Origin of the sequence: Noviherbaspirillum saxi (genome assembly GCF_003591035.1) — a bacterium.
Lineage (GTDB): Bacteria > Pseudomonadota > Gammaproteobacteria > Burkholderiales > Burkholderiaceae_D > Noviherbaspirillum > Noviherbaspirillum saxi.
On record NZ_QYUO01000001.1, the window covers coordinates 2644865 to 2669685 of the forward strand.

General features: G+C 58.3%; 23 protein-coding genes. 4 read left to right on the forward strand and 19 right to left on the reverse strand.

The window, feature by feature from the left end:
- Positions 1-76: 76 nt before the first annotated feature.
- Positions 77-979: a LysR family transcriptional regulator gene (locus D3871_RS12435; protein WP_119769177.1), complete on the forward strand. Its 903-nt coding sequence runs from the start codon at positions 77-79 to the stop codon at positions 977-979.
- Positions 980-1163: 184 nt separating this feature from the next.
- Here D3871_RS12435 and fumC read toward each other — a convergent pair whose 3' ends face one another.
- The 10 genes from fumC to rpsP all read right to left on the reverse strand — a co-directional run bounded on the left by fumC (position 1164) and on the right by rpsP (position 11431).
- Positions 1164-2555, reverse strand: coding sequence for a class II fumarate hydratase (gene fumC / locus D3871_RS12440; protein ID WP_119769178.1), 1392 nt, complete (start codon positions 2553-2555; stop codon positions 1164-1166).
- Between the two features lie 87 nt (positions 2556-2642).
- A complete protein-coding gene (locus tag D3871_RS12445; RefSeq protein ID WP_233575592.1) occupies positions 2643-3290 on the reverse strand; it encodes a DUF599 domain-containing protein in 648 nt (215 codons plus the stop codon).
- 66 nt (positions 3291-3356) lie between these two features.
- Positions 3357-6251: a bifunctional diguanylate cyclase/phosphodiesterase gene (locus D3871_RS12450; RefSeq protein ID WP_119769180.1), complete on the reverse strand. Its 2895-nt coding sequence runs from the start codon at positions 6249-6251 to the stop codon at positions 3357-3359.
- Positions 6252-6598: 347 nt separating this feature from the next.
- A complete protein-coding gene (locus D3871_RS12455) occupies positions 6599-6934 on the reverse strand; it encodes a DUF3579 domain-containing protein (protein ID WP_119769181.1) in 336 nt (111 codons plus the stop codon).
- A gap of 420 nt (positions 6935-7354) precedes the next feature.
- Complete coding sequence (locus D3871_RS12460) at positions 7355-8311, reverse strand: CobD/CbiB family protein (RefSeq protein ID WP_119769182.1); 957 nt, start codon at positions 8309-8311, stop codon at positions 7355-7357.
- A gap of 80 nt (positions 8312-8391) precedes the next feature.
- Positions 8392-9063, reverse strand: a complete 672-nt coding sequence (locus D3871_RS12465; RefSeq protein WP_119769183.1) for a CoA pyrophosphatase — start codon at positions 9061-9063, stop codon at positions 8392-8394.
- Between the two features lie 229 nt (positions 9064-9292).
- The gene (gene rplS, locus D3871_RS12470; RefSeq protein ID WP_119769184.1) at positions 9293-9676 is read right to left on the reverse strand and encodes a 50S ribosomal protein L19; all 384 of its coding nucleotides are present in this window, start codon (positions 9674-9676) and stop codon (positions 9293-9295) included.
- 117 nt (positions 9677-9793) lie between these two features.
- Positions 9794-10555: a tRNA (guanosine(37)-N1)-methyltransferase TrmD gene (gene trmD / locus D3871_RS12475; protein ID WP_119769185.1), complete on the reverse strand. Its 762-nt coding sequence runs from the start codon at positions 10553-10555 to the stop codon at positions 9794-9796.
- Positions 10556-10618: 63 nt separating this feature from the next.
- Positions 10619-11176: a ribosome maturation factor RimM gene (rimM, locus tag D3871_RS12480; RefSeq protein WP_420799642.1), complete on the reverse strand. Its 558-nt coding sequence runs from the start codon at positions 11174-11176 to the stop codon at positions 10619-10621.
- On the reverse strand, positions 11177-11431 hold the full coding sequence (gene rpsP / locus D3871_RS12485; protein WP_119769186.1) for a 30S ribosomal protein S16: 255 nt from the start codon (positions 11429-11431) through the stop codon (positions 11177-11179).
- Positions 11432-11637: 206 nt separating this feature from the next.
- On the opposite strand from rpsP, the gene D3871_RS12490 reads away from it, so the two are divergent.
- Complete coding sequence (locus D3871_RS12490; RefSeq protein ID WP_119769187.1) at positions 11638-12006, forward strand: TM2 domain-containing protein; 369 nt, start codon at positions 11638-11640, stop codon at positions 12004-12006.
- 28 nt (positions 12007-12034) lie between these two features.
- Here D3871_RS12490 and D3871_RS12495 read toward each other — a convergent pair whose 3' ends face one another.
- The 9 genes from D3871_RS12495 to ugpQ form a co-directional block, all read right to left on the reverse strand.
- Entirely contained in the window at positions 12035-12253 is a 219-nt protein-coding gene (locus tag D3871_RS12495; RefSeq protein WP_119770048.1) for a DUF1059 domain-containing protein, read from the reverse strand.
- Positions 12254-12512: 259 nt separating this feature from the next.
- A complete protein-coding gene (locus tag D3871_RS12500) occupies positions 12513-12950 on the reverse strand; it encodes a DUF4864 domain-containing protein (RefSeq protein ID WP_119769188.1) in 438 nt (145 codons plus the stop codon).
- Between the two features lie 173 nt (positions 12951-13123).
- Positions 13124-14914, reverse strand: a complete 1791-nt coding sequence (locus D3871_RS12505) for an acyl-CoA dehydrogenase (protein ID WP_119769189.1) — start codon at positions 14912-14914, stop codon at positions 13124-13126.
- A 164-nt stretch (positions 14915-15078) separates the two neighbouring features.
- A complete protein-coding gene (locus D3871_RS12510; protein WP_119769190.1) occupies positions 15079-16008 on the reverse strand; it encodes an electron transfer flavoprotein subunit alpha/FixB family protein in 930 nt (309 codons plus the stop codon).
- A gap of 39 nt (positions 16009-16047) precedes the next feature.
- Positions 16048-16797: an electron transfer flavoprotein subunit beta/FixA family protein gene (locus tag D3871_RS12515; RefSeq protein WP_119769191.1), complete on the reverse strand. Its 750-nt coding sequence runs from the start codon at positions 16795-16797 to the stop codon at positions 16048-16050.
- Between the two features lie 249 nt (positions 16798-17046).
- Positions 17047-17274 (reverse strand): sulfurtransferase TusA family protein, encoded by a 228-nt coding sequence (locus D3871_RS12520; RefSeq protein WP_119769192.1) that lies wholly within the window; start codon positions 17272-17274, stop codon positions 17047-17049.
- A 100-nt stretch (positions 17275-17374) separates the two neighbouring features.
- Complete coding sequence (locus D3871_RS12525) at positions 17375-17872, reverse strand: NUDIX domain-containing protein (protein WP_119769193.1); 498 nt, start codon at positions 17870-17872, stop codon at positions 17375-17377.
- A gap of 35 nt (positions 17873-17907) precedes the next feature.
- Complete coding sequence (gene alaS, locus D3871_RS12530) at positions 17908-20535, reverse strand: alanine--tRNA ligase (RefSeq protein ID WP_119769194.1); 2628 nt, start codon at positions 20533-20535, stop codon at positions 17908-17910.
- Between the two features lie 107 nt (positions 20536-20642).
- Positions 20643-21401, reverse strand: coding sequence for a glycerophosphodiester phosphodiesterase (ugpQ, locus tag D3871_RS12535; protein ID WP_119769195.1), 759 nt, complete (start codon positions 21399-21401; stop codon positions 20643-20645).
- A gap of 113 nt (positions 21402-21514) precedes the next feature.
- On the opposite strand from ugpQ, the gene D3871_RS12540 reads away from it, so the two are divergent.
- Both D3871_RS12540 and D3871_RS12545 read left to right on the forward strand, forming a co-directional pair.
- A complete protein-coding gene (locus tag D3871_RS12540) occupies positions 21515-23365 on the forward strand; it encodes a diguanylate cyclase domain-containing protein (protein WP_119769196.1) in 1851 nt (616 codons plus the stop codon).
- A gap of 169 nt (positions 23366-23534) precedes the next feature.
- Positions 23535-24773 carry a CaiB/BaiF CoA transferase family protein gene (locus tag D3871_RS12545; RefSeq protein ID WP_119769197.1) on the forward strand — a complete coding sequence of 413 codons (1239 nt, stop codon included), beginning with the start codon at positions 23535-23537 and terminating at the stop codon, positions 24771-24773.
- Positions 24774-24821: the final 48 nt, after the last annotated feature.

Consider the following 24821-nt stretch of genomic DNA (forward strand, 5'->3'; position numbering starts at 1 on the left):
TGGCGGGTTGTGAGAAGCATATAGCCAGCGTTAGAATCGATCAAATGAATAGTTATTATCAAATTCCATAAATCTCATGCATATATCCCGCATCGATCTGAACCTGTTCATTGTCTTTGATGCCATCTATACCGAAGGCAGCGTTACTCGTGCCAGCCAGAAACTGAATCTCACCCAGCCGGCGATCAGCCATGCGCTTGGGCGGTTGCGCCAGATGTTCGATGACCCGCTGTTTGTGCGTCAGGGACATACGATGGTATCCACGCCTTTGGCCCGCACCATCATCGATCCGATCCGCCGTTCGCTGCGGGGCCTCGAAGTCACTTTGAACGGTGTCCATCGTTTCGATCCGGCAACGACGCAGAAGCGCTTCAACATTGCCTTGCGCGATGTGCTGGAAGCGACCATCCTGCCGCCGCTGATGCTGCGGATGCGGGACAATGCGCCGCTGGTCGACCTTGCGGCCGGCCAAGTCGAGCGGCGGGAATTGGAAACCGAACTGGCGGCGGGCACGCTCGATGGGGCAATCGATGTGTTGCTGCCCTTGTCGAGCGACATCATGCATACCCGTATTTACCAGGATTCGACCGTGGTGGTGGCGCGCAAGGGCCATCCGGACATCGATGGCGCGCTAGACCTCGATACCTATATGAAGCAGGACCATGTTCTTGCGAGTTCGCGCCGGCGCGGTCCGGGCCTGGAAGATTTCGAATTGAGCCGCATCGGACTGGAGCGTCATATCCGCTTGCGTTGCCAGCATTATTTCGCTGCATGCCGGGTGGTCAGCCGGACCGACATGCTGCTGACCATGCCGGGTCGTTATGCGCAGATCGCAAACCAGCAGTTCGGCAACCAGATCCTGCCCTTCCCGATCGAGGTGCCGGCCTTCGATGTCTTCCTTTATTGGCATGCGAATGTCGACAAGGATCCGGCGAATGTCTGGTTCCGTGAACAGGTGATGCAGTCGGTACACGACTAAGGGCCCGCGCAGGAATAAGTTGGGTGATTTGGCGGTCGTAGCGGGATGCAATGCAAGGCGGGAGGAGGAGTCATAGCGAGCTATGGCGACGACGAGCAACGCCGCAGTGCGCCGGGGGCGCCGAGCCCGCTACGGCCAGAAAAATTGCCCAACTTATTCCTGCGCGGGCCCTAAGCATGGCCTGCTAACGCGGTCCGACCATATCCTCCGCCCTGACCCACTTGTCGAAGTCGGCATCGCTGACGAAACCCAGCGCCTGCGCCGCTTCCTTCAGGGTGGTGCCGTCGTGGTGCGCGCGCTTGGCAATTTGCGCGGCCTTGTCGTAGCCGATGTGCGGCGCCAGTGCCGTCACCAGCATCAGCGAACGCGCGGTCAGTTCGGCGATCCGCTGGTGGTTGGCTTCGATCCCGCGCGCGCAGTGTTCATCGAAACTCTGCATGCCATCGGCGAGCAGACGCACGCTCTGGAGAAAATTGTGGGCGATCAGCGGCTTGAAGACATTGAGTTCGAAGTTGCCGGACGCGCCGCCAAAGTTGATTGCCACATCGTTGCCGAACACCTGGCAACACAGCATGGTCATCGCTTCGCACTGCGTGGGATTGACCTTGCCGGGCATGATGGAACTACCGGGTTCGTTTTCCGGGATGGTGATTTCGCCCAGCCCGGAACGCGGACCGGATGCCAGCCAGCGGACGTCATTGGCGATTTTCATCAATGCGGCTGCCAGCGTCTTCAGGGCGCCGTGCGCGCCTACCAGCGCGTCATGTCCGGCCAATGCGGCAAACTTGTTCGCGGCACTCTTGAATGGAAGGCCGGTGTCGCGTGACAACTCGGCTGCGACACGATCGCCGAATTCGCGATGCGTATTGAGTCCGGTCCCTACCGCCGTTCCGCCGACCGCAAGCTCGCACAGTGCAGGCAATGCCGCCGACACCAGGATGTGGGCATGATCGAGCTGGGCCACGTATCCGGAAAATTCCTGGCCCAGCGTCAATGGCGTCGCATCCTGCAAATGGGTGCGTCCTATCTTGACGATGCCGGCGAATGCCGCGGCTTTTTGCGCGAGCGTAGAGCGCAATTGTTCGATAGCCGGCAGCAGCGTATTGGCGAACGTCACCGCAGCGGCCACATGCATGGCAGTTGGAAAAATATCGTTCGATGACTGTCCCATGTTGACGTCGTCATTGGGATGCACCAGGCGTTCCATGCCGCGTTTGCCGCCCATCAACTCGGATGCGCGATTGGCAAGCACTTCATTCATGTTCATGTTGCTCTGCGTACCCGAACCGGTCTGCCATACCGAGAGCGGAAATTCGTTCTCATGCCGGCCGGCGATCACTTCATCGGCCGCATCGATGAGTGCGGCTGCTTTCTTTCCGTCCAGCAGATTGAGTTCGCGATTGACTACCGCACAGGCGCGCTTGACCTGTGCCAGCGCAAGCACCAGGCTGGCCGGCATGCGCTCGGAAGAAATATGGAAATGGTGCAGCGAGCGCTGCGTCTGCGCGCCCCAAAGCCGGTCGGCCGGCACATCGATCGGGCCAAAGGTATCGCGTTCAGTTCGGGTATCGTTCATGCATGCTCTCCATTCATGGTCCCGGTTCGATCCTTGCCCTGCCTCGCCGTTCCATCCGGACTGCGTGCTTTCCAGTCTGAAATGGCGTTAGCGGTTTCTGTCGAGACGAAACAGGACGATGACCAACCCTAGCGTGGCCAGCACCAGGAACACCGGCCCGAACAGCCAGAATACCAGTGGCACGGTAATGAAGAAAGCACGCATGCCGACGCTGTAATAGGCGCCGGCATGATTGAGCCGCTGCGCAACCTTGTCCGGCGCCAGCGCGCCATGCGCCTGTTCCGGCGGGATGCTCACCATGAACACCACATGGTTGAGCAGGCGGATCGACATCGAGAATGCAAAGAAGGCGACGATCAGCGCGGTCAGCAGGCACAGGATCTTGATGGTCCACCATTCGGGCGCCGGCGAACCGCCCAGGTTGAGCACATGCCAGCTCTTTGCCAGGTTCTCGGCTTGGCCGGACAGGGTCAGCGTGCCGATGATCAACAGAATCGCCGACGATGCCTTGAAAGTCGCAGCCATCGCATAATTGCGCAGCGTCTGCACCGCCATCACGTCGTGCCGGCTATCTTTCATCACCTCGGTGACCCACAGATGGCGCGCCTTCTGGTTGATCGCGTGAATCGTATAGTTCGGATCGCGCCGCGTCTGGCGCAGCAAGAAAAGGTAATACGAAACGAACAGCGACAGGCTGATGAGGATGGCGATCGTGTCGAGATGATTTGCTTGCAAGCGAGCCTCTACCAAAGTTGCGGAGCTGCCTATCATACCGGCAGCGCAAGCGCGCCGGACAACGGTTCAGGTATCGATGGTTTCCGGGTGAACCGCGGGCGCGTCGATGGAGCCGAGGACATGCGCCGATGCAACGCTGCCCAGCATCAGTTCAAACTCTGTCGTCGGCAAAGGACGGCTGAAGTAATAGCCCTGCATGTAATCGCAACCGTGCCGCTGCAGATAAGCCAGTTGCGCTTCGGTCTCCACACCCTCCGCGATGACCTGCAGCCGCAGGCTGTGGGCAAGCGAAATGATCGACAGCACAATCGCCGCATCATCCGGGTCGAGGGTGATATCGCGCACAAACGATTGATCGATCTTGAGCAGGTCAATCGGAAAACGCTTGAGATAGGACAGACTCGAATAGCCGGTGCCAAAATCGTCGATCGACAGTTGTACGCCGATCGCCTTCAGGTTGCGCAGGATGTCGACCGCGACTTCGACATCGTTCATCATCATGCTTTCCGTCAATTCCAGTTCCAGCAATTGCGGCTCGAGTCCGGTTTCGGCGAGGATGTCGCGGATCGTGGCGACCAGATCCTGCTGATAGAACTGGCGCGCAGAAAGATTGACCGCAATGCGCAAGGGTCCCATGCCCGCGCGTTGCCAGGCCATGCTCTGCCGGCATGCGGTGCGCAGCACCCACACCCCGATCGGCACGATCAATCCTATCTCTTCCGCCAGTTCGATGAAACGGCCCGGAGGCACGGTGCCAAGCACCGGGTGATGCCAGCGAATCAGCGCTTCGGCGCCGATCAGACGTCCTGTCTTCAGGTCGAGTTGAGGCTGATAGTGCAAAGCGAATTCATTGCGTTCCAGCGCATTGCGCAAATCGCTTTCAATGCGCAGCCGTTCCATCGCGCGCTCATTCATCGCCGATGTATAGAACTGAAAATTGTTGCGACCGGTTTCCTTGGCGCGGTACATCGCGATCCCTGCATGCTTGATCAGGGTCTCCGCGTCGCCACCATCGCTGGGGCACACCGCGATGCCGACGCTGGAACTCATCACGAACTCGTAGGATTCCATGACGATAGGTTCGGCCACGGAATCCATGATGCGCCGCACAACGGCAGGCGACAAATGCTCTTCGGTGCGCTCTGGAAGCACCAGGACGAACTCGTCCCCGCTCAGGCGTGCGATCGTGTCCGTCTCGCGCACCGCAGCACGCAACCGGTCGGCGACGACCTTGAGCAGCTGGTCGCCGGCGTGGTGCCCGAGCGTGTCGTTGACGAATTTGAAGCGATCGAGATTAAAGAACAATACCCATACCGGATGACCATAGCGCGCTGCATAGGCGCTTGCCTGGCGCAATCGATCTTGCAGCAGATTGCGGTTCGCCAGCCCGGTCAGCGTATCGCGATTGGCCTGGAATTCCAGCTCGGCCTGATAGCGCTTGGTGGCCGTAATGTCGTTCAGCGTGACGACATAGTGATTCACCACGCCGGTCTCTTCGCGCACCGGTGCCATGTAGGCGTCGGCCCAGAACATGCGGCCGTCCTTTCCGTAGGCGCGCAAGGTGAACCGCGCCTCGCGTTGTTCACGCACGGCGCCCATGACTTCCTGAATCGCCGGTTGATCGCGATCGCCCGCCCAGAGCAGGCTGCAGCTGCGGCCGGCGACATCATTGGAGGTAAAGCCTGTGATGCGTTCGAATGCCGGGTTGACGTACTCGATCGGATAAAGCGGCGCCTGGGCGCTGGTAATAATGATGGCGTTCGCGCTGGCCTCGATGGCACGTTGACGCAGGTTCAACGCATCCTCGGCGCGGCGGCGGGCGGCAATATCCTCGACCAGCATTTCATTCGCGTGCCGGAGTTCGGCCGTACGCTGCTCGACCAGACGTTGCACCCGGCGCGACCGCGAGGCCAACACCTGCACAAAGGCAGCGAACAGGAAACTGGCAGTGATACCGCCGATCAGCGTGGAAATGGCGCCGTTATGGCGGGCCGCAAACAGTTCTTCCTGACGCGATACGACAATCTTCCATGGCCGACCGGCGACGTCGAAATCGTAGACGATGGGTTCCGGATAATCATAGAAAAGCCAATGCGGCATTCCGGCGAAATTCTTGGGATAGCTGACGGCAACCGGATTGCCCTTGCGAAAAGCCAGATGACGGTGGTCGACTTCGCCGCTTGCATAAACGCCTATGTCCACTGACACATCATTGAGCATGCCGTTTTCGCCGAGGATTTTCTCGATCAGCGTGGCCGCATTGAAGACCGCTGCGGTGTCGCCGATCACGGCGGCACGGCGGGCCTCCACGCTGTCAAGCGCGACGCCGTGCCGGTAGACCGGCATCACCACCAGGAATCCCCGGACTCGGCCGCCGCCCTGGGCGAGCGTAAGCAGCGATGTGGCCGCTGGTTGCCCGGTATCGGTGGCCCACTGTACTGCTTCTGCAAGATAGGGATTGGGCGTCACATCGAGCCCGAGCGCTGCTTCGTTGCCGGCCATGGGCTCGATATAGTCGACGATGAGATGCCGGTCGGCGAATCGCGCCGGCACAAGCTTGCTGCCTTCCATCTGCATCATGCGGTAGCCGGGATAAATGCTGCGCATCCCGGCCTCATAGGCCTCGCGTTGGTCATCGGGTATCAGTCGATGAAAATTGAATGCCTGCACATAAGAGTGGCGTTGCAGCAGTGAAGCGGTAAAGCTGCGAAATTGCTCACGAGTGACGTGCTCAAAACTGGCGAACGTCTGGTTCAAGACCTTGACGACCTGGATCGTCTGATCCAACTGCTGCTGCACCGTCAGGATGCGGGTATTGGCGCGCTGGTGAAATTCAAGATCGACCTTGTCATGCTCCAGGCGGCGCATACCGACGAACAGCGCAATCGTGACCATCAGGCCGGCCACTAAGGCCAGCACGGCTGCCGAGGACAATGAAGCAGACGGGCGCTTATGGATCATACTGTTTCCGGTGGATCGTATATCGGCGTTTTGGCTGTTCGCTGGATAATGGTCGGGAGAAAAGATCATCCGGAAAACAACGTACGTGAGCGACGGTCAACGTGGCAAACCAAGATCGACCGGTACGTCATCATAAAAATTACTCTCGTGTCCGGAGCTGTTCTCGATTGTGTACACCGTGGATGATTCCGCTAGCATAGCCGCTTTATTGCCTTACGGAAAGCGTTTAGCAGCGCGGAGACGCTTCCGGGAAAAAGAAAGGCAACGAGCGTCGCAAAGCAGGGACACCATCGCGTCGTGCGTCCTAAGGAGAGCCGCTAGCGGTGTAGCGCTTATTGCCTTATTGCTTATTTGGATTTGGAATCAGGAAGCAGGCAAGCGTCAACGATCTGCAGATCGTTATCTTTTGCGAAGTTGACAACAAAGTGGTAGGCAAGTGGTTCGATCTCACGCAGTTGCTCATTGACCACAACCGATTTCACGCCATCCAGCAGCGTAGGACGAACATAGGGAGAGTAGCCGAGATGCGCATTCGGACCGCCCGAACCTTCAGGACGAAAGCATGACATGACGCCGCATAGGCGCTCTGCCCAATCGCTGGGGCGAAATTGCCGCCCATCGCTGGTCAAGCCCTGGATAAAGAATTCGCTTGCGACGGTCGTGTTTTTTGTGAATTCGGCCATGTGTGCGGCTTGCCTTCTCAGGAATTGCTGCCTGGTGCTACCTGCGCAATGGGTAAAGAGCGTAGGCAGCGATTGTCTGGATGCCATAATGCCGCATCAAGCTTTCAAAATTCTTGCATATTATATCTTATAGAAGACTTGTATTGAAACTATATTTCGCAATATGAAATATGCAAGCTTGGACTTCTCGTGTAGTAACGGTGTGCAAGCTGCTGGCAAATAAGACTGGCAACTGGAGTGAATACGGCTTTACGCTGGCTCATCTGTATAAGACGGCCTTGCGGGCTTACGGTTTCCATTGCCGCTGTCGCAAATGTCGTGAAGTGTGATGCGCTCTGCCGCTGACGCAGAGGGGCAGCCGTCTTGCGGCACGCGGCCTGCGGGACGCAAGAATTCAATACCGCCGTGAAATTGGCCTGCTTATCCCAGCCAAACAGCGAAGGACAGCAGCAGCAAAAGCAACATCCAGAGCAGCAATGCGCGCCATACCAATCCGACCGTACTCTGCAGCGCGCGCACGGTAGGCTCTTCGCCTGGCGCGATTTCCGGTTCGACGCTGATGGAATCGACCGTGGTCGCATCCGCAGTCGGCACGCTTGAAGCTGTTTCAACCGCCGTACCCAGCCTGAGCCCCATGGCGCCGCCGCCTGCCGAAAGGATGATGCCGATCGCCTCGTCCGGCCACCGGTGGGCAAAATTGCGCCATGCATAAATGGCATCTTCAAAATTGCCGACAATCGCAAAGGCGATAGCAGTGAGTCGGGCCGGAATCCAGTCGACGCAATAAAACGCCTTGGTCGCAAATCGCCCAAAAGCTTCGTTTTTCAAATGTTCCGGTTCATTCCACGCCCGCGCCAGATATTCCGAGACACGATACAGGACGGCGCCGGCCGGACCGAACGGCATGGCAAACCAGAAGAAAACGCCAAAAACATTCCGGTGGGTCGTTATCAGAGCTTTTTCGACCGCTATGCGCGAAATATCGGCCGTGGTCATCGCGGCAGTGTCCTGTTTGGTCCATTCTGCCAGCAGGCTTCGTGCAGTTGCTTCATCACCGCTGTTCAGTGCCAGTTGAATCGAGGTGAAGTAGTGGCTGTAGTGGCGAAATCCGAGCGTCAGATAAACAATGAGTATGTTCCAGAGTAACGCGGCCAGGGGATTGATTTTCAGGCACAGCCAGTACACCAGCATGGTCGGCACGACCAGAAGCAGCATGGTGACGATCCATGCCATGCGGCCGTGACCTTCCTGCCCGGCATTAAACGTGGCTTCCATGCGCGCTGCGAGTTGCTTGATCGCGGCATACATCGGGTTATCCGCGCGCAACGGTTTGAATTGTTCAAACAACAGCGCGAAAAGAATGGAGAGAAAGGTCATCGTCCTGCCTTGTTAGTCACACAACCGCTACGATAACGCAGCGCAACTCCTTTATCAAACCTGTCCGGAGGCCGAAGCAATCAGGCACGAATAAAGTGGAACAGGTTACGCAGCATTCCTGCCGTCGCTCCCCAGATAAAAAATCGCTCGTACGGCATGGTATAGAACGTACGGCGCCCTCCCCCTTCCGGTATCTGAACGGTACGCAACTGATGGTTGCGTCCATCCATCAGAAATGCAAGCGGCACTTCAAAGATTTCGGCGACTTCGAAGGGATCGGCGCGCAGTTCGAATGGCGGCTGGACCAACGCCACGACAGGGGTGACGCGAAAGCCGGTACCGGTGAAATAGTCAGGCAGGGTTCCTAGCACCTCAATGTGACGCCGGTGCACGCCGACTTCTTCCTCGGTCTCGCGCAACGCGGTTTCGATTGCCGAGGTATCGGTGTCGTCAACGCGGCCGCCCGGCAGGCTGACCTGACCGGCGTGATCGTGCAGATGCGCGGTGCGTTGGGTAAGCAGCATGGTAAGTCCGTCGGCATGCGCCACGAGGGGGATGAGCACCGAAGCCGGTGTGGGTTCGCCCGTCAGTTTGCGCATCCGGCGTTCGTCGAACTCTTCGCGTATCCATGTGGGAGGATGCGCGAAACGCTCACGTAGCCAATGAACACTCAGGCGCTCGGCCGCAACTGCCGGCTCTCCCGCCAACGAATCGACTGGCAATGCTTCAGGATCAAATGTCAGCTTGGCCAAATTAGTTTCCTTGAACGGGTATGAAAGAATACCCTCCTATATACATCTGCAATATGTGCAATCTTTGCAATTCGAATGCAAAGGACGGCGTGGTACGGTCGCACTTCAGAGCGTAGCAGGATTAGGAATATGCCGTTTGTCGCACGGTTTGTCGCACGTATGGTCACTGGTCCATACCACAAACAAAAAAGGGCACCGCAACGGTGCCCTTCGTTTGCATCCTCGCAGATTACTCCGCAGCCTGGCTGGCCGGACGGCGATTCGGCAGCTTTTCTTTGATACGTGCCGATTTACCGGAACGATCACGCAGGTAGTACAGCTTCGCACGACGCACATCGCCACGACGCTTCACTTCGATCGAAGCGATCAACGGGGAATACAGCTGGAAGGTACGTTCCACGCCTTCACCGGACGAAATCTTGCGCACGATGAAGTTGGAGTTCAGACCACGATTGCGACGTGCAATCACTACGCCTTCGTAAGCCTGTGCACGCTTGCGAGTGCCTTCAACCACGTTGACGTTGACGACGACGGTGTCACCCGGTGCGAAGTCAGGGATGTTTTTGCCCAGACGGGCGATTTCTTCTTGCTCGAGTTTCTGGATCAAGTCCATTTTTAGCTCCTGATGCCATCTTGCCGGCGCGAGTGGTTTGACACGAAAAATTGCCCGGTAGAGGATGGGGTTAAACATGCGGACAAATATCATCCGCGCGGCACTACGGTACTTCCACTACAAATTCTGCTGCTGCAAACTGCTCAAAAACTTTTCGTCGGCACGTGACAGCCTTCCGGCGTCGCGCGCTTTGGAAATCAGGTCAGGCCGCTTGGCCAGGGTTGCAAGCAAGGCCTGTTCACGCCGCCATTTTCCGATTTCGGCATGGTGTCCACCCATCAGCACCGGAGGAACCGCAACACCCTCGTACAGCTCCGGTCGTGTGTAGTGCGGACAATCCAGCAAACCGTTGACGAAACTGTCTTCGACGGCCGATATATCGTCGTTCAACACGCCTGGCAATTGGCGGATCACTGCATCCATCAAGGCCATTGCAGGCAATTCGCCACCTGACAAGACAAAATCGCCGAGGCTGATTTCTTCATCGACGCAACGGTCCAGCAAGCGCTGGTCAACTGCTTCGTAACGCCCGCACAACAGAACCAGACCTGGCTCCTGCCGCAGTTGCATTACTTTTTCATGGGTCAGCGCCCTGCCCTGCGGCGACATGTACACCACACGCGGATTTGGCAAACCCAGCGTGGTTTGCCGGCCTTTCGCTGCATCAATCGCAGCTTCAAGCGGCTTGGCCATCATCACCATGCCGGGACCGCCGCCATAGGGACGGTCATCGATCGTGCGATAGTTGTCCGTTGCGAAGTCGCGCGGATTCCAGAGCGACAATGCACATCTGTTTTGCTCGAACGCTCGCCGGGTAATGCCCGACTGCGTTATGGCAGCAAACATGTCGGGGAAGAGCGTGACGACATCAAATTGCATCCTGCTCACCCTCAACAAATTGCCGGAACAAAAACCGACGACCGCATAAGCACCGGCTAGCGACTAGAAGTCCAGGCCCCAGTCCACCGTGATCTTTCCTGCAGTCTGATCAACCGTCTTTACAAACTGATCAACAAAGGGAATCAGCCATTCCTTCGGCCTTTCGCCTTCCACAGCCGCAGGTGCAGGTGCAGTCACTCTCAGGATGGGATGCGCACCGTTGTCCATCAAATCGGCCACCTTGCCAAGGCTTTCGCCTTGCAGGTTCTCGACTTCCAAACCGATCAGATCAATCCAGTAGAACTCGCCATCCGACAGAGCCGGAAAATGGCTGCGACGCACCTGAATGGTTGCACCCTTGAGCGCTTCGGCCGCATTTCGGTCGGCCACACCCATCAACTGGGCAACCACATCATCACCGTGGGTCTTTGCCTGCATCATGTCGACATCACGCATGAATGGCTTGTCGATCCACCACGTCCGCGCATGCAGCAATGCGTCTGCGTCGGACGAGTAAGGCTTGATCTTGATCCAGCCTTGGATACCAAAGGCACCGGTCACATGAGCAACCAGCACCAGATCATCAGGGATTGCGATCCCCGAAGCGGTGTTCTCTGACAATTAAGCTGCGGCCTTGCTGCCAGCTTCTTTCACCAGGCGTGCAACGGTCGGGGACAGTTGTGCGCCAACGCCTTGCCAGTAAGCGAGACGATCTTGAGTGATGCGGAAACCTTCATCCTTGCCTGCGGCGACCGGATTGTAGAAGCCAAGACGCTCGATGAAACGGCCGTCACGACGGTTACGGGAATCGGTTGCAACGATATTGAAGAAGGGGCGCTTCTTGGCGCCGGCGCGGGATAAACGAATAACGACCATAATCTGCTTCCAAAAATTGTTCGAGGGCGGAAAAAGCCGGGAATTATAGCGTGTTTTTAAACACCCCAGCAAGCTCGGAAAGTGTTTTCCTTCGACGTTGCTTTGATGCCCGGCCTCATGCACACTACGCGTCGTCCGATATAACCCTATTCAATCGCATTCCACCACACAGTCATGGCCTGCAGGAAACGTAGACTGCTTGGCAGATGTGCAATGCTTTACCAGTTATGAACCAACACAAGAACAAGACGCTCGCCACCTTCCTCGCCACCTTTTTTGGCAGCTTCGGCGCGCACCGCTTTTATCTCCATGGCAAAAAAGACAAGTGGGCATGGCTTCACCTTGTACTGTTTCCGCTATCCATATTTGCCGGATTTATCGGGGCACTGATTATTGGCCTGACGCCAGACGAGAAATGGGATGCACAACATAATGCCAACTCCGGCCGTCAATCGAACTCGGGTTGGCTGGTAATCATTCTGGTTGTGTTGACTTTCGCCGGCGGGGCAACAGCCTTGATTGCAGCTATCGCCCGCACCTTCGATCTGCTGTTTACCGGCGGCGCTTATGGCTGACCTGCGCCATCAGGTCACTACGCTCCGTTCATAGCGCGTGGCTCAAAGGCCGGTCCACCGGCGGCGTTCCATCCTTGAACATCGATTTGATCTGCTGCCGGAATTCCGGTGTGTCTTCATGCTTGTGCACTGCAACGGCGTGCTGCACGGCAGCTTCCAGCAATTCCTGATCGGTGTCAGCAGCAATGGCAACCGAGCAAGATGTGTCGCTTGGAAATTCGCGGCAGTCGATAAATTTGCGTCCCATGGTATGCACCTCCTTGGAGATAGGTTGCTGGCATTCGAAGAAATGCCGGTGCGACGCTTCAACGGCTTTTGCGATATCGCTCGTCACACCGATCCGGCGTCACGCTTTGTTATAGGCAGGTCTACCGTCTGCATCAAGCACCGCAAAGGGCGTCTGCACGCGTCCTTCATGCTATGTTGAGGACGGTTGATCTGGATCGCATTATCCCTTTCGGGCGTCGGGTTATTGCCTGCCGTTTGCTTTGGTGCGCTTTGACAAGTCAGATGGAAATGCTGGTTGTTTCCAGCAACTGGCAGCCATCGATTTTCCAATGGCTGTTTTCGTCTTCCTGCATCCAGAAAACGGCCACCCACACCTTGCTGTAGCCATCGGTGATACGCACCATCTGGATCGCGTCGCCGTCGATTACTTCAGGAGTTGAGAAGATGACGCGCTGATAGCGGTAGATCGGATTGTACTGTTCCTTGATCAGCTTGAGAAACTTGTCTGGACTGCCGATCTGCATGCGCTTTTCAGATGTCGTCAACTGGAATGCGAGATCGGCATCATCGTTGGACAGCGCTTCCAGTTGCGATTGCACAGTTTCATGAATTGCAATCGCGTCCGCTGTTGTGATCGCATCGACCGCCACAGCGCTGATGCACCATGGACCAGCCAATCCGGCAAGTAGCATTAGTTTGGCCAACCACCGTTTCATGATCGCCTCCCGATCAGAAACACCATTGCACAATCGATTACCCGGCAAGAGCAAATTTCATCTACTGGCTCTCTCTGAGCAGATCGGCAAAAACGCCGGGAGTTCACTGACTGCAAACAATAAAGGCAACCCGCAGGCTGCCTTTTAGCGCTACATCAAGTGTTACGCTTCGATCAGAATTGCTCTTCCGCGATAGCCATGACACCGGCGCTGCCATCAACGATCGCGACGCGGTATCCGGAAGCCTGCGAGAGAATATGATCGGCGAAGAAGCGTGCGGTAGCGATCTTTGCCTGGAAAAACTTGACATCGCCGTCGCCGGCGTCGAGCTTGCGCTGTGCAACCAATGCCGCACGCGCCATCTGCCAGCCACCAAGAACCACGCCTGCCATCTTCAGGTAAAGCACGCTGCCAGCGAACACGCCCTTGATATCAGCCTTCATATTGCCGGCGACATAGTCGACGACTTCTTCCAGCGCACGGGAACCGGCCGCAAGCTGATTCCGGATTGCCGCCAGATCGCCCGAGGTGTAGGCAGCCAATTCTTCTTCGGTGCGACGCACCTGTGCCAGGACGCCCTTCGCGGTTGCACCGCCGTCGCGCACAGTCTTGCGTCCTACCAGGTCGTTGGCCTGGATCGCGGTCGTACCTTCGTAGATCGTCAGGATGCGTGCATCGCGGTAATGCTGCGCGGCGCCTGTCTCTTCGATGAAACCCATGCCACCATGCACCTGCACGCCGTCCGAGGCAACATTGATCGACATTTCCGTCGACCATCCCTTGACTACCGGAACCATGTACTCGTAAAACTCCTGATTGATCTTGCGGACGGCAGCGTCCGGATGGTGATGCGCCGCGTCGTGGGCCGCAGCGGTCACGTAGGACAATGCGCGCGCTGCCTCGGTATGCGCCCGCATCGACATCAGCATGCGCCGCACGTCCGGATGATGAATGATCGCCACCGGGCCGCTGGAGCCGGCCAGGTCACGCGATTGCACGCGGTCGCGTGCATACTGCACGGCCTTCTGATAGGCACGCTCCGCAACGCCGATACCTTGCATGCCGACCGCGAATCGGGCTGCGTTCATCATGATGAACATGTATTCGAGGCCACGATTTTCTTCGCCGACCAGCGTGCCGATAGCGCCGCCATGATCGCCGAATTGCAGGACCGCTGTAGGGCTGGCCTTGATCCCGAGCTTGTGTTCAATCGATACGCAATGCACGTCATTGCGCTCGCCCAGAGAACCATCGGCATTGACCAGGAATTTCGGCACGACGAACAGGGAAATTCCCTTTACGCCCTCCGGTGCATCCGGCGTACGCGCCAGCACCAGATGGACGATATTCTCGGCCATATCGTGTTCGCCATAGGTGATGAAAATCTTGGTACCCGAGATCTTGTAAGTGCCGTCGCCCTGCGGCACGGCACGGCTACGCACCAGCGCGAGATCCGATCCGGCTTGCGGCTCGGTCAGGTTCATGGTGCCGGTCCATTTGCCGGAAATCAGGTTTTCAAGGTAAATCTTTTTCTGCTCGTCGGTGCCTGCGGTCATCAAGGCTTCGATCGCGCCATCGGTGAGCAATGGGCACAAGGCAAACGAGAGATTGGCGGAATTCAGCATTTCGATACAGGGTGTCGCCACCAGCTTCGGCAAACCTTGTCCGCCGAACTCGACAGGGTGCTGCACGCCTTGCCAGCCTGCTTCACCAAACGCTTTGAAAGCTTCCTTGAAGCCTTTGGTCGTCGTGACCTTGCCTTCCTGCCAGAAACTGGGCTCCTTGTCGCCCGCAACGTTGAGTGGTGCAACCACCTCACTGCAGAATTTCGCGTTTTCTTCCAGAACCGCTTCAACGGTTTCCGGGCTCGCATCTTCACAGCCAGGCAAGGTATTCACTTCGGACAGGCCCGCGAGTTCGTTGATCACGAACAGCATGTCTTTCAACGGGGCGACGTAGCTCATTTCAGTCTCCAAAAAAGAAGGGCAGGATGGCGGGCAGTATGACGAAGCTTGGGAAATTTTCCTGTCAGCTTCGCGACAAACCCGGCATGCCTACCCGGTATTTTCATTTATTTCTTGGCAGAACCGAAGACGCACTAACGCCTCCCGCCCTGCAGTCTTGTGGCTTAACCCAGTTCGTTCACCAGTTGCGGCACCAGTTCGAACAGGTCGCCGACGATGCCGTAGTCCGCCACCGAGAAAATCGGCGCTTCCGGATCCTTGTTGATGGCCACGATGGTCTTCGAATCCTTCATGCCGGCCAGATGCTGGATCGCACCGGAAATACCGACCGCGATATACAGCTGCGGTGCCACGATCTTGCCGGTCTGGCCGACCTGCCAGTCGTTCGGCACAAAGCCCGCATCGACCGCTGCGCGCGACGCACCCATGGCGGCACCCAGCTTGTCGGCCAGCGGCTCCAGGATCTTGAAGTTGTCGCTTGAACCCATGCCGCGCCCGCCGGACACGATCACCTTGGCAGCGGTCAGTTCCGGACGGTCGGACTTGGCCACTTCGCGCGACACGAAGGCCGACTTGCCGGCATCAGCGGCTGCAGTGAGGGTTTCCACCGCCGCGTTACCGCCGGTGGCTGCCGCATCGAAGCCGGTGGTACGTACGGTGATGACCTTGACCGGATCCGCCGACTGCACGGTGGCAATGGCATTACCCGCATAGAAAGGGCGCTCGAAGGTGTCGGCGGAGATCACCTTGGTGATTTCCGACACTTGCCCAACGTCCAGTTTGGCCGCTACGCGCGGCAGGATGTTCTTGCCATACGCGGTAGCCGGAGCCAGGATGTGCGAATACGCGGAAGCGATCGCGAGCGCCTGTTCGGCGACATTCTCGGCCAGGCCTTCGGCGAAATGCGCGGCATCGGCGACCAGGACCTTGGCCACGCCGGCGATCTTGGAAGCGGCTTCGGCGGCGCCGCCGCAGTTGGCACCGGCGATGAGGACATGGACCTCGCCGCCGCACTGGGCGGCCGCGGTGATGGTGTGGAGGGTGCTTCCCTTGAGCGAAGCGTTATCGTGTTCAGCAATGACGAGTGCGGTCATGATGGTTTCCTGATCTGAATAGGGTGAAGGCGCGCGCGCTTAAATGACTTTGGCTTCGTTCTTGAGCTTGGACACCAGCTCTTCGACGCTCTTGACCATGATGCCGGCCGAGCGCTTGGGCGGTTCCGCGACCTTCAAGGTCTTCAGGCGCGGCGTCACATCCACCCCCAGATCGGCGGGCTTGAACGTATCGAGCTGCTTCTTCTTGGCCTTCATGATGTTGGGCAGCGTCACATAGCGCGGCTCGTTCAGGCGCAGGTCGGTCGTCACGATCGCCGGCAACTGCAGCGCCACCGTTTCCAGGCCGCCGTCCACTTCGCGCGTCACTGTCGCCTTGCCATCTTCCAGCGTGACCTTGGAGGCGAACGTGGCTTGGCCCCAGCCCAGCAGCGCCGCCAGCATCTGGCCGGTCTGGTTGCAGTCGTCGTCGATGGCTTGCTTGCCCAGGATGATCAACTGCGGCTGTTCCTTGTCGGCCACCGCTTTCAGCAGCTTGGCCACCGCCAGCGGCTGCAATTCGACATCGGTCTCGACCAGGATGCCGCGGTCGGCGCCGATCGCCATCGCGGTACGCAGGGTTTCCTGGCATTGCGTCACGCCGCACGACACCGCGATGACTTCGGTGACCTTGCCACCTTCTTTCAGACGGGTCGCTTCTTCGACCGCGATTTCATCGAACGGATTCATCGACATCTTGACGTTGGCGATATCGACGCCGCTGCCGTCGGACTTCACGCGGACTTTGACGTTGTAGTCCACCACGCGCTTGACTGGAACCAAAACTTTCATAGCTTTGCCTTTGAAAATAAACAATTGACGTTAACGTAAACCAAACCGTGATTATAAAGAGAACTGGACTCGATGCAGAATTTAGCACGACCGTTCTTTTAATTGGTAGAGAGTATGCACTAAATCACAGTAAAAATCCAAAAAACCAAGGGAAAACGCGGCTAAATTACTTCAAGGAAAGTAAAGCCGCGCGATGTGACAAGATGAGAATAATGCAATGCTTACGAGACGGTATGCGCCGCATCAGCATTATTTGCGCTTCATGAAAAACGTGAATTCTTTGTTGTTTTCGCTATGCTCGACCAGCTCGTTGCCGGTCTGGCGGGAAAACGCCTGAAAGTCGCGGACGGAGCCGGGATCTGTTGCCACTACACGCAAAATTTCGCCGCTGTTCATTTCCGCCAAGGCTTTTTTGGCCTTCAGGATAGGCAGCGGGCAATTTAGTCCGCGAGCATCAAGCTCTTTTTGGAATTCCATGTCGCTTTCTCAGGAAAGACTGAATTGGGTAATGCCAAAAATTCTACCCTAAATATGGGATGGTTGGTGCGTCGCAGCAAGCCGGCAAGAAACTTTACTTTTATGTGGATGGCCAATCCAGAAATTCCACCGGTAAGCCGCGCGCGCGCATCCAGTCGGCCATCGCATAGCCGGTACCGGCGCGCCATGGGCGCAGCTTTTCCGGCACTACCAGCCGATAATCGACCAGTTCTTCCGACAAGCGAATGTCACCGGAAGCCTTTACATGATAGGCAATGATGAGTTCGTTCTTGCGCATGAACTCATAGACGCCGATCAGAGTGACCTGGTCGGCGTCCAGATTGGTTTCTTCTTTCAGTTCGCGCGCGACTCCCTGCTCGGGCGTTTCGCCACGTTCCATGAAACCGGTGATCAGCGCAAATACCTTTTCCGGCCAGGCTGCATTGCGCGCCAAAAGAATTCGGCCTTCGACTTCGACCAGCGCGGCCACCACCGGAAGCGGATTGTCCCAATGCGTCCAGTGGCCGTCGGGGCAAGCCAGCCGGAGCTTGCCGGCTTCGCCTGTATCCGCCCGCTGAACCAGCAGTGCGGCGCACATCGGACAGTATCGGTAATCCACGCTGGCTCCTCTTATCAGGCGCGTTCGCGCACCCAGGCACTGACGCCGTCAAGCGCCTTCGACAAGCCGCTCGGATCGGTGCCGCCTGCCTGCGCCATGTCGGCACGACCGCCGCCCTTGCCGCCCACCTGCTGAGCGACAAAATTGACCAGTTCGCCTGCCTTGACCTTGGATGTCGCGTCCTGCGTGACACCCGCAATCAGGCTGACCTTGCCGTCATTGACTGCGGCCAGCACGATGGCAGCGGTTTTCAGCTTGTCCTTCAGCTTGTCCATGGTTTCGCGCAATGCCGGCACATCTGCGCCATTGAGCGTCGCCGCCAGCACCTTGATGCCGTTGATATCGACCGCCTTGCTCACCAGTTCATCGCCCTGGCTGGACGCCAGCTTGCCCTTGAGCGCTGCCAGTTCCTTCTCCAGTGTCCTGACCTGGTCGAGCACGCTGCCGACGCGGGCATTGATTTCAGCCGGCGTCGCTTTCAGGGTGCCCGCGACGCTGTTCACCGTGGATTCCAGCGACTGCAGGTAAGCCAGTGCGTTTTCACCGGTGACCGCCTCAATACGGCGCACGCCGGCCGCAACGCCGCCTTCGGCCACAACCTTGAACAAACCGATATCGCCGGTGCGCTGCACATGGGTGCCGCCGCACAATTCGCGGCTAGAACCGATTTCGAGCACACGGACCTCGTCACCGTACTTTTCGCCGAACAACATCATGGCGCCGGATTTTTGCGCTTCATCGATAGCCATCACGCGCGCCTGGGTTGCATGGTTCTGCAGGATTTCGGCATTGACGATGGCTTCGACCTTGCGAATCTGTTCCTGGGTCATCGGACCGTTGTGCGCGAAGTCGAAGCGCGTGCGTTCGGCATTGACCAGCGAGCCTTTCTGCTGCACGTGTGCGCCCAGCACTTCGCGCAGTGCCTTGTGCATCAGGTGGGTGGCGCTGTGATTCCGCACGGTACGCGCCCGTTTTTCGGCATCGACCTTGGCATTGACGGTGTCGCCAACCTTGATCGTGCCTTCGACGATGCGTCCGTGATGACCGAACACATCGGCCTGGATCTTCAGCGTGTCGTCGACCAGGAAACGCGCGGCCGCATTGCGAAGTTCGCCAGTGTCGCCGACCTGGCCGCCGCTCTCCGCGTAAAACGGTGTGTGATCCAGCACCACCACCGCATCGTCGCCGGAGTTGGCTTCGGTCCTGGATGTGCCGTCGACATAGATCGCCGTAACGCGCGCGGTGTCGTGGATCAGCTTTTCATAACCGTGGAAAGTGGTCGGATCGCCGGTGTACTCCAATCCCTGCGCCATCTTGAACTTGCCGGCTTCACGCGCACGCTGGCGCTGTTCGTCGAGCAAGGCATTGAAGCGGTCTTCATCGACCGTGACGCCGCGCTCACGGCAGACGTCAGCGGTAAGATCGACCGGGAAGCCATAGGTATCGTGCAGCTTGAATGCGGTATCGCCGTCGATCTGCTGCGCACCGGAACCGAGCGCGCGCTCCAGGATTTCCATGCCGTTGGCGATGGTGCGGAAAAAGGATTCCTCTTCCTGCTTGAGCACATCGGTTGCGCGCTTTTCGTTCTGGCGCAATTCGGGATAGGCTTCGCCCATGTCGGCGACCAGGGCCGCAACCAGCGAATGGAAAAACGGCTTGCGCGCGCCCAGCTTGTAGCCGTGACGGATCGCGCGGCGCGCAATGCGCCGCAATACGTAGCCGCGGCCCGCATTGCTTGGAATGACGCCGTCGACAACGGTGAAGGTGCACGCGCGGATATGGTCAGCGATGACCTTGAGCGACGGGGAATCCTTGTCGCAATCGCCGCCGCCAGCGGCGTCGACCGCCTGTTTCGCGGCCGCCAGCAGGTTGGCGAAGGTATCGATCTCGTAATTGCTGTGCACATGCTGCAGCACCGCCGTAATGCGCTCCAGGCCCATGCCGGTATCGACGCTAGGCTTGGGCAGCTTGTGCATCACGCCCGCTTCGTCGCGGTTGAACTGCATGAACACGTTGTTCCAGATTTCGATATAGCGATCGCCGTCTTCGTCAGGCGATCCGGGCGGTCCGCCGGCCACATCGGGACCATGGTCGTAAAAAATCTCGGTGCACGGACCGCAAGGCCCGGTGTCGCCCATCATCCAGAAATTGTCGGATGCATAACGCGCACCCTTGTTGTCGCCAATGCGCACGATACGCTCGGCCGGCACACCGACGGTCTTGTTCCAGATCTCGTAGGCTTCGTCATCCTCGGCATACACGGTGACCCACAGCTTGTCCTTCGGCAGCTTGAAGACGCCGGTCAGCAATTCCCATGCGTACTGGATCGCATCGTGCTTGAAGTAGTCGCCGAAGCTGAAGTTACCCAGCATTTCAAAGAAGGTATGGTGGCGTGCGGTATAACCGACGTTTTCCAGGTCGTTATGCTTGCCGCCGGCGCGTATGCACTTTTGGGAAGTGGTGGCGCGAGTATAGGGACGCTTGTCGAAACCCAGGAATACGTCCTTGAACTGGTTCATGCCGGCGTTGGTGAACAGCAGTGTCGGGTCGTCGCCCGGCACGACCGGGCTCGATGCCACGATGGTGTGGCCCTTGGATTCGAAATACTTCAGGAATTTTTCGCGGATTTCAGACGATTTCATGTTCGGCGGCGACTAGGGTTAAGCTTGCAAACCGTTGATTATACGTGATAACCCTAGCTGAAAGCCGGGCGCATCAGAAGGACAAATGTGGGCCACGAAGTCCCTGATCAGGCGGCAAAATCCGGTCCGATCAGGTCGATGCGGTCGGTGCAAAACGCGTCTACGCCCCATGACAGCAACTCGCGCGCACGTTGCGGTTCGTTGACGGTATAGCAAAACAGGCCGTATCCGGCTTGCTTGATGGCGCCGGCGAGTTCGGGGGTCAGCTTTTTGTGGTTGGTATGCAAAGCCACGGCATCCAGCTCACGCAATTGTGCCAGCCAGTCAGCCGGAATTTCATCGAGCAAAAAGCCGCGTGGGATCCCAGGCGCCACCATTTTTGCTTCGGCCAGGGCATCAAAAGAAAATGAAGAGAATAAGGGTAGTGCTGCAGGCCTCGCTTCTCTGCCGGGTTCGGACGCAAACAGGCGACTTGTCGTTTCGGCAACCACTTGCGCGGTGATCGCTTCAAATCCGGGTGCCGGTTTGATTTCCACGTTCATCCAGATGCCGTTTTCCTTGCAGAAAGCCACGACGTCTTCGTATAACGGTACGGTTTCGCCGGCGAATGCCGGGTTAAACCATGCTCCCGCGTCCATTGACGTCAGTTCAGCGGCCTGCGTCAGCGCCACCTGCCCGCTGCCCTTTACGGTGCGGCCAAACTGCGGATCATGTATCAGCACCGGAATGTTGTCCGCAGATAACATGACATCGAACTCTACCGCACGAAAACCGTGCTCCAGGCCGCAACGCAAACCGGCAAAGGTGTTCTCGGGAGCAAGGGTGCCTCCGCCCCGATGAGCAATGATTTTCGGATAAAACCACATGGATTGATCTATGTCTTGGAATGATCTCTAACCAGTCGTAGTCTAATGCCAATCGTTAATCTATCGGCGATCCCGTTTTCTGCCGTCTGCGAAGCGGTTATCCGACCACCGACATGCCTTCTGACAGTTCCTACAACACGCCGTTCGACACATCCACCTTCATCATTCCGGAGGAATGGCATGCCTTCTCCGACCTGCTGGGCGGCGCTGATACCGGCCTGCTGTTCCTGCGGGAAGGCGTCATTGTGCACGCCAATGCGACATTGACGGGTCAGCTCGGCTTCACGGAAGATGAATTGGCGGGCCAGCCGGTCGAAACACTGGTCGCCCATACGGCAGGAACGCCGCATACCGAAACCGAAGACGGCAGCCGGCTGCTTCTGCAGACAAAAGGCGGCATGCCGAAGCATTACCTGCTCATTGCCAACCGCATCGATACCTTGAGCGATGCCGGTTGCGTGATTTGGGTATTGCAGCCGGTCGCGCCGACGACGCAGGAAGAAATGGAGGAAACCGCGCAAGGCTTGAGCGACATGCCGCACCTGGCCGACCATCTGCCGGACCTGGTCGCGGTCTGCACGCCCGACTTCGCGGTACGTTACGCCAACCGCTCCTACCGCGAACTGGTCGGCGAGCAGAGCGCAGACCTGGGCCGTCTGATCCATGACGACGATCGTCCAAGAGCGCTTGAGGCGCTCAGGCAGTCCACTCCCGACGGACACGCCTTGTCGGTTTCCTTCAGACTGCGCAGGCACGACGGCATCTATCGCCATGTAGTCGGCGAAGTGCGCAATCTGCAGACGCAGGAAGAGATTGGCGGGTTCTTGCTTAATGTACGCGACGTCACCGACGATGTGCACCGCCAGCATGATCTGGAGTCGGAAAAAAAACGCCAGCTGCATTACCTGAACCGGTTGTTGCGCATCGCGCAGCATCCGCACGCCAATTTTTCGTCCGCGCTGAAAGTGATCCTGAAGTCGGCCGTCAAGGCGCTGAGCACGCATCGCTGCGCCTATTGGGATGTTCACGCCGATCCGGAAAAAACGCGCTGCATGCTGGCCTACGACGAGACGCGGCAAAACTATGTCGAGGAACAGCTGAATACCGCATCCGGCGCCTCCCTGCATCCGTTGCTGCAGCGCGTTCAGAGCAGCGAACATCAGCTGGTGGTCACAGATGTCGACCAGGATCCGCGGGTGGCTGTCTACTGCGAATACTTCCATGCCAATGCCGTCAAGGCGCTGATCGCCATGCCCGTGCAGCATGGCGATGGCGATTCCGGCGTGCTCGTGATTTCACATGTCGGCGAGGCGCGCGCATGGCGCCGTGACGAATCCGAATTTGCCGAAGCCGTGGCTGGCGTCATTGCGCTCATCCTCAAGGAAGTCGAGCGAGTGCGGATCGAAGCCCAGGCCAAGCATTTTGCCCGGCACGACCGGCTGACCGGACTGCCCAACCGGGATTCCCTGCTCGACCAGGCCAAGGACATCTTCCCCAAGATGACCACCAAGGCCAACACGCTGGCCGCTTTCTTCATCGACCTCGACGGCTTCAAGGAAGTCAACGACACGCTCGGCAAGGACATCGGCGACGAATTGTTGAAAGCCTCGGCCATGCGCCTGCGCAATGTCGTGCGCAAGAACGACATCATCGCGCGGCTCGGCGGTGACGAATTCGTCCTGCTGGCGATCAATCTCAGCGACATGCGCATCGCCGACGACATCGCAACCCAACTGGTCGACACCATGCGCGGCGCCTTTTCGGTAGGTGGCCAAAAGGTGCAGATCTCGGCCAGCGTCGGCATCGCCCTGTATCCCTTCGACGGCACCGACCTCGAAACGCTGATGAAAAAGGCCGATATTGCGCTGGTCGAAGCCAAGCGCTCCGGACGCGACCAGTACCGGATGTTCCGGCCCCAGCTCAACGACAGCATACCGCCGGCGCCGCGCAGCGGACGCAACTGACGTACGCTATCTGCCGGCGGGCTGGCTTGCATGCGGTTAGAATCGATCGCAGCATCGGTGCATTCGAGCGCTGCCGCACGGCTCGCAATGCTACGATGCATGAGGCTGTAGTATCGCCATCCGATTCACCGAGCGCCCGCCTTGACGCTTACCCGACCTCACAGCGAACATGACTGCATTGCCTGGCAAGAAAGCACTTGGACATATCCGCGTACTCGACCTGACCCGCGTGCTTGCGGGCCCCTGGTGTGCGCAAAACCTGGCCGATCTGGGGGCCGACGTGATCAAGGTGGAACGCCCCGGTGCCGGCGACGACACCCGTTCCTGGGGACCACCCTATTTGCGCGATGCAGACGGAAACGACACCAGCGAAGCGGCGTATTACCTGGCCGCCAATCGCGGCAAGCGCTCCATCACACTCGATATCGCCTCGCCCGAAGGGCAGCAGATCGTGCGCGAACTGGCGCGGCAATCGGATGTCGTGCTTGAAAACTACAAGGTGGGCCAGCTGAAAAAGTACGGCCTCGACTATGCATCGCTGAAGCAGGAAAAGCCCGACCTTGTCTATTGCTCGATCACCGGCTTCGGACAGACCGGCCCCTATGCGCAGCGCGCCGGATACGACTTCATCATCCAGGGCATGGGCGGCTTCATGTCGATTACCGGCGAACGCGACGATTTGCCCGGCGGCGGTCCGCAAAAGGCCGGCGTCGCCATTTCTGACCTGATGACCGGCATGTACGCCACGATCGCGGTCATGGCCGCCCTGACCCACCGCGACCGCACCGGCGAAGGCCAGTACATTGACATGGCCTTGCTCGACGTGCAGGTGGCAATGCTGGCCAACATGAATACCAATTACCTTGCCAGCGGCAATCCGCCGCGGCGCTGGGGCAATGCGCATCCCAACATCGTCCCGTATCAAACCTTTGCCACGTCCGACGGACATATCATCGTAGCGGTCGGCAACGACGGCCAGTACCGGCGCTTCGTCGAAGCCGGCGGGCGGCCGGATCTGGTAGCGGACGAACGTTTCGCGACCAATCCGATGCGCGTGCGCCATCGCGATACGCTGGTGCCCTTGCTGGCCGACATGGTGGCGACCAAGACCAAGCAGCAATGGATCGATGCGCTGGAAGCCGCCGGTGTGCCCTGCGGGCCGATCAACAATCTGGATGAAGTGTTCGACAATCCCCAGGTCGTCGCGCGCGGAATGCGCGTGGACCTGCCGCATCCGACCGGCGCCATCGTCAAGCTGGTCGGCAGCCCGATGAAAATGTCGGCCACCCCGCCCCAGCACGACATGTCGCCGCCTCTGCTCGGGCAGCATACCGACGATGTGCTGCGCGACGTGCTGGGCCGCAACGATCAGCAGATTGAAGCATTACGCAGCAAGCGCGTGGTCTGAGCCACACGGTATCCGATCCACCATGAGGCAATAACAAGAGCATGCAAG

What these genes read in the sequence shown, in the direction of transcription:
- D3871_RS12435 (WP_119769177.1), top strand. Translation starts at nt 77, where the DNA reads ATGCATATATCCCGCATCGATCTGAACCTGTTCATTGTCTTTGATGCC.
- fumC (WP_119769178.1), bottom strand. Translation starts at nt 2,555, where the DNA reads ATGAACGATACCCGAACTGAACGCGATACCTTTGGCCCGATCGATGTG.
- D3871_RS12450 (WP_119769180.1), bottom strand. Translation starts at nt 6,251, where the DNA reads ATGATCCATAAGCGCCCGTCTGCTTCATTGTCCTCGGCAGCCGTGCTG.
- D3871_RS12455 (WP_119769181.1), bottom strand. Translation starts at nt 6,934, where the DNA reads ATGGCCGAATTCACAAAAAACACGACCGTCGCAAGCGAATTCTTTATC.
- D3871_RS12460 (WP_119769182.1), bottom strand. Translation starts at nt 8,311, where the DNA reads ATGACCTTTCTCTCCATTCTTTTCGCGCTGTTGTTTGAACAATTCAAA.
- rplS (WP_119769184.1), bottom strand. Translation starts at nt 9,676, where the DNA reads ATGGACTTGATCCAGAAACTCGAGCAAGAAGAAATCGCCCGTCTGGGC.
- trmD (WP_119769185.1), bottom strand. Translation starts at nt 10,555, where the DNA reads ATGCAATTTGATGTCGTCACGCTCTTCCCCGACATGTTTGCTGCCATA.
- rpsP (WP_119769186.1), bottom strand. Translation starts at nt 11,431, where the DNA reads ATGGTCGTTATTCGTTTATCCCGCGCCGGCGCCAAGAAGCGCCCCTTC.
- D3871_RS12490 (WP_119769187.1), top strand. Translation starts at nt 11,638, where the DNA reads ATGTGCAATGCTTTACCAGTTATGAACCAACACAAGAACAAGACGCTC.
- D3871_RS12495 (WP_119770048.1), bottom strand. Translation starts at nt 12,253, where the DNA reads ATGGGACGCAAATTTATCGACTGCCGCGAATTTCCAAGCGACACATCT.
- D3871_RS12500 (WP_119769188.1), bottom strand. Translation starts at nt 12,950, where the DNA reads ATGAAACGGTGGTTGGCCAAACTAATGCTACTTGCCGGATTGGCTGGT.
- D3871_RS12505 (WP_119769189.1), bottom strand. Translation starts at nt 14,914, where the DNA reads ATGAGCTACGTCGCCCCGTTGAAAGACATGCTGTTCGTGATCAACGAA.
- D3871_RS12510 (WP_119769190.1), bottom strand. Translation starts at nt 16,008, where the DNA reads ATGACCGCACTCGTCATTGCTGAACACGATAACGCTTCGCTCAAGGGA.
- D3871_RS12515 (WP_119769191.1), bottom strand. Translation starts at nt 16,797, where the DNA reads ATGAAAGTTTTGGTTCCAGTCAAGCGCGTGGTGGACTACAACGTCAAA.
- D3871_RS12520 (WP_119769192.1), bottom strand. Translation starts at nt 17,274, where the DNA reads ATGGAATTCCAAAAAGAGCTTGATGCTCGCGGACTAAATTGCCCGCTG.
- D3871_RS12525 (WP_119769193.1), bottom strand. Translation starts at nt 17,872, where the DNA reads ATGTGCGCCGCACTGCTGGTTCAGCGGGCGGATACAGGCGAAGCCGGC.
- alaS (WP_119769194.1), bottom strand. Translation starts at nt 20,535, where the DNA reads ATGAAATCGTCTGAAATCCGCGAAAAATTCCTGAAGTATTTCGAATCC.
- ugpQ (WP_119769195.1), bottom strand. Translation starts at nt 21,401, where the DNA reads ATGTGGTTTTATCCGAAAATCATTGCTCATCGGGGCGGAGGCACCCTT.
- D3871_RS12540 (WP_119769196.1), top strand. Translation starts at nt 21,515, where the DNA reads ATGCCTTCTGACAGTTCCTACAACACGCCGTTCGACACATCCACCTTC.
- D3871_RS12545 (WP_119769197.1), top strand. Translation starts at nt 23,535, where the DNA reads ATGACTGCATTGCCTGGCAAGAAAGCACTTGGACATATCCGCGTACTC.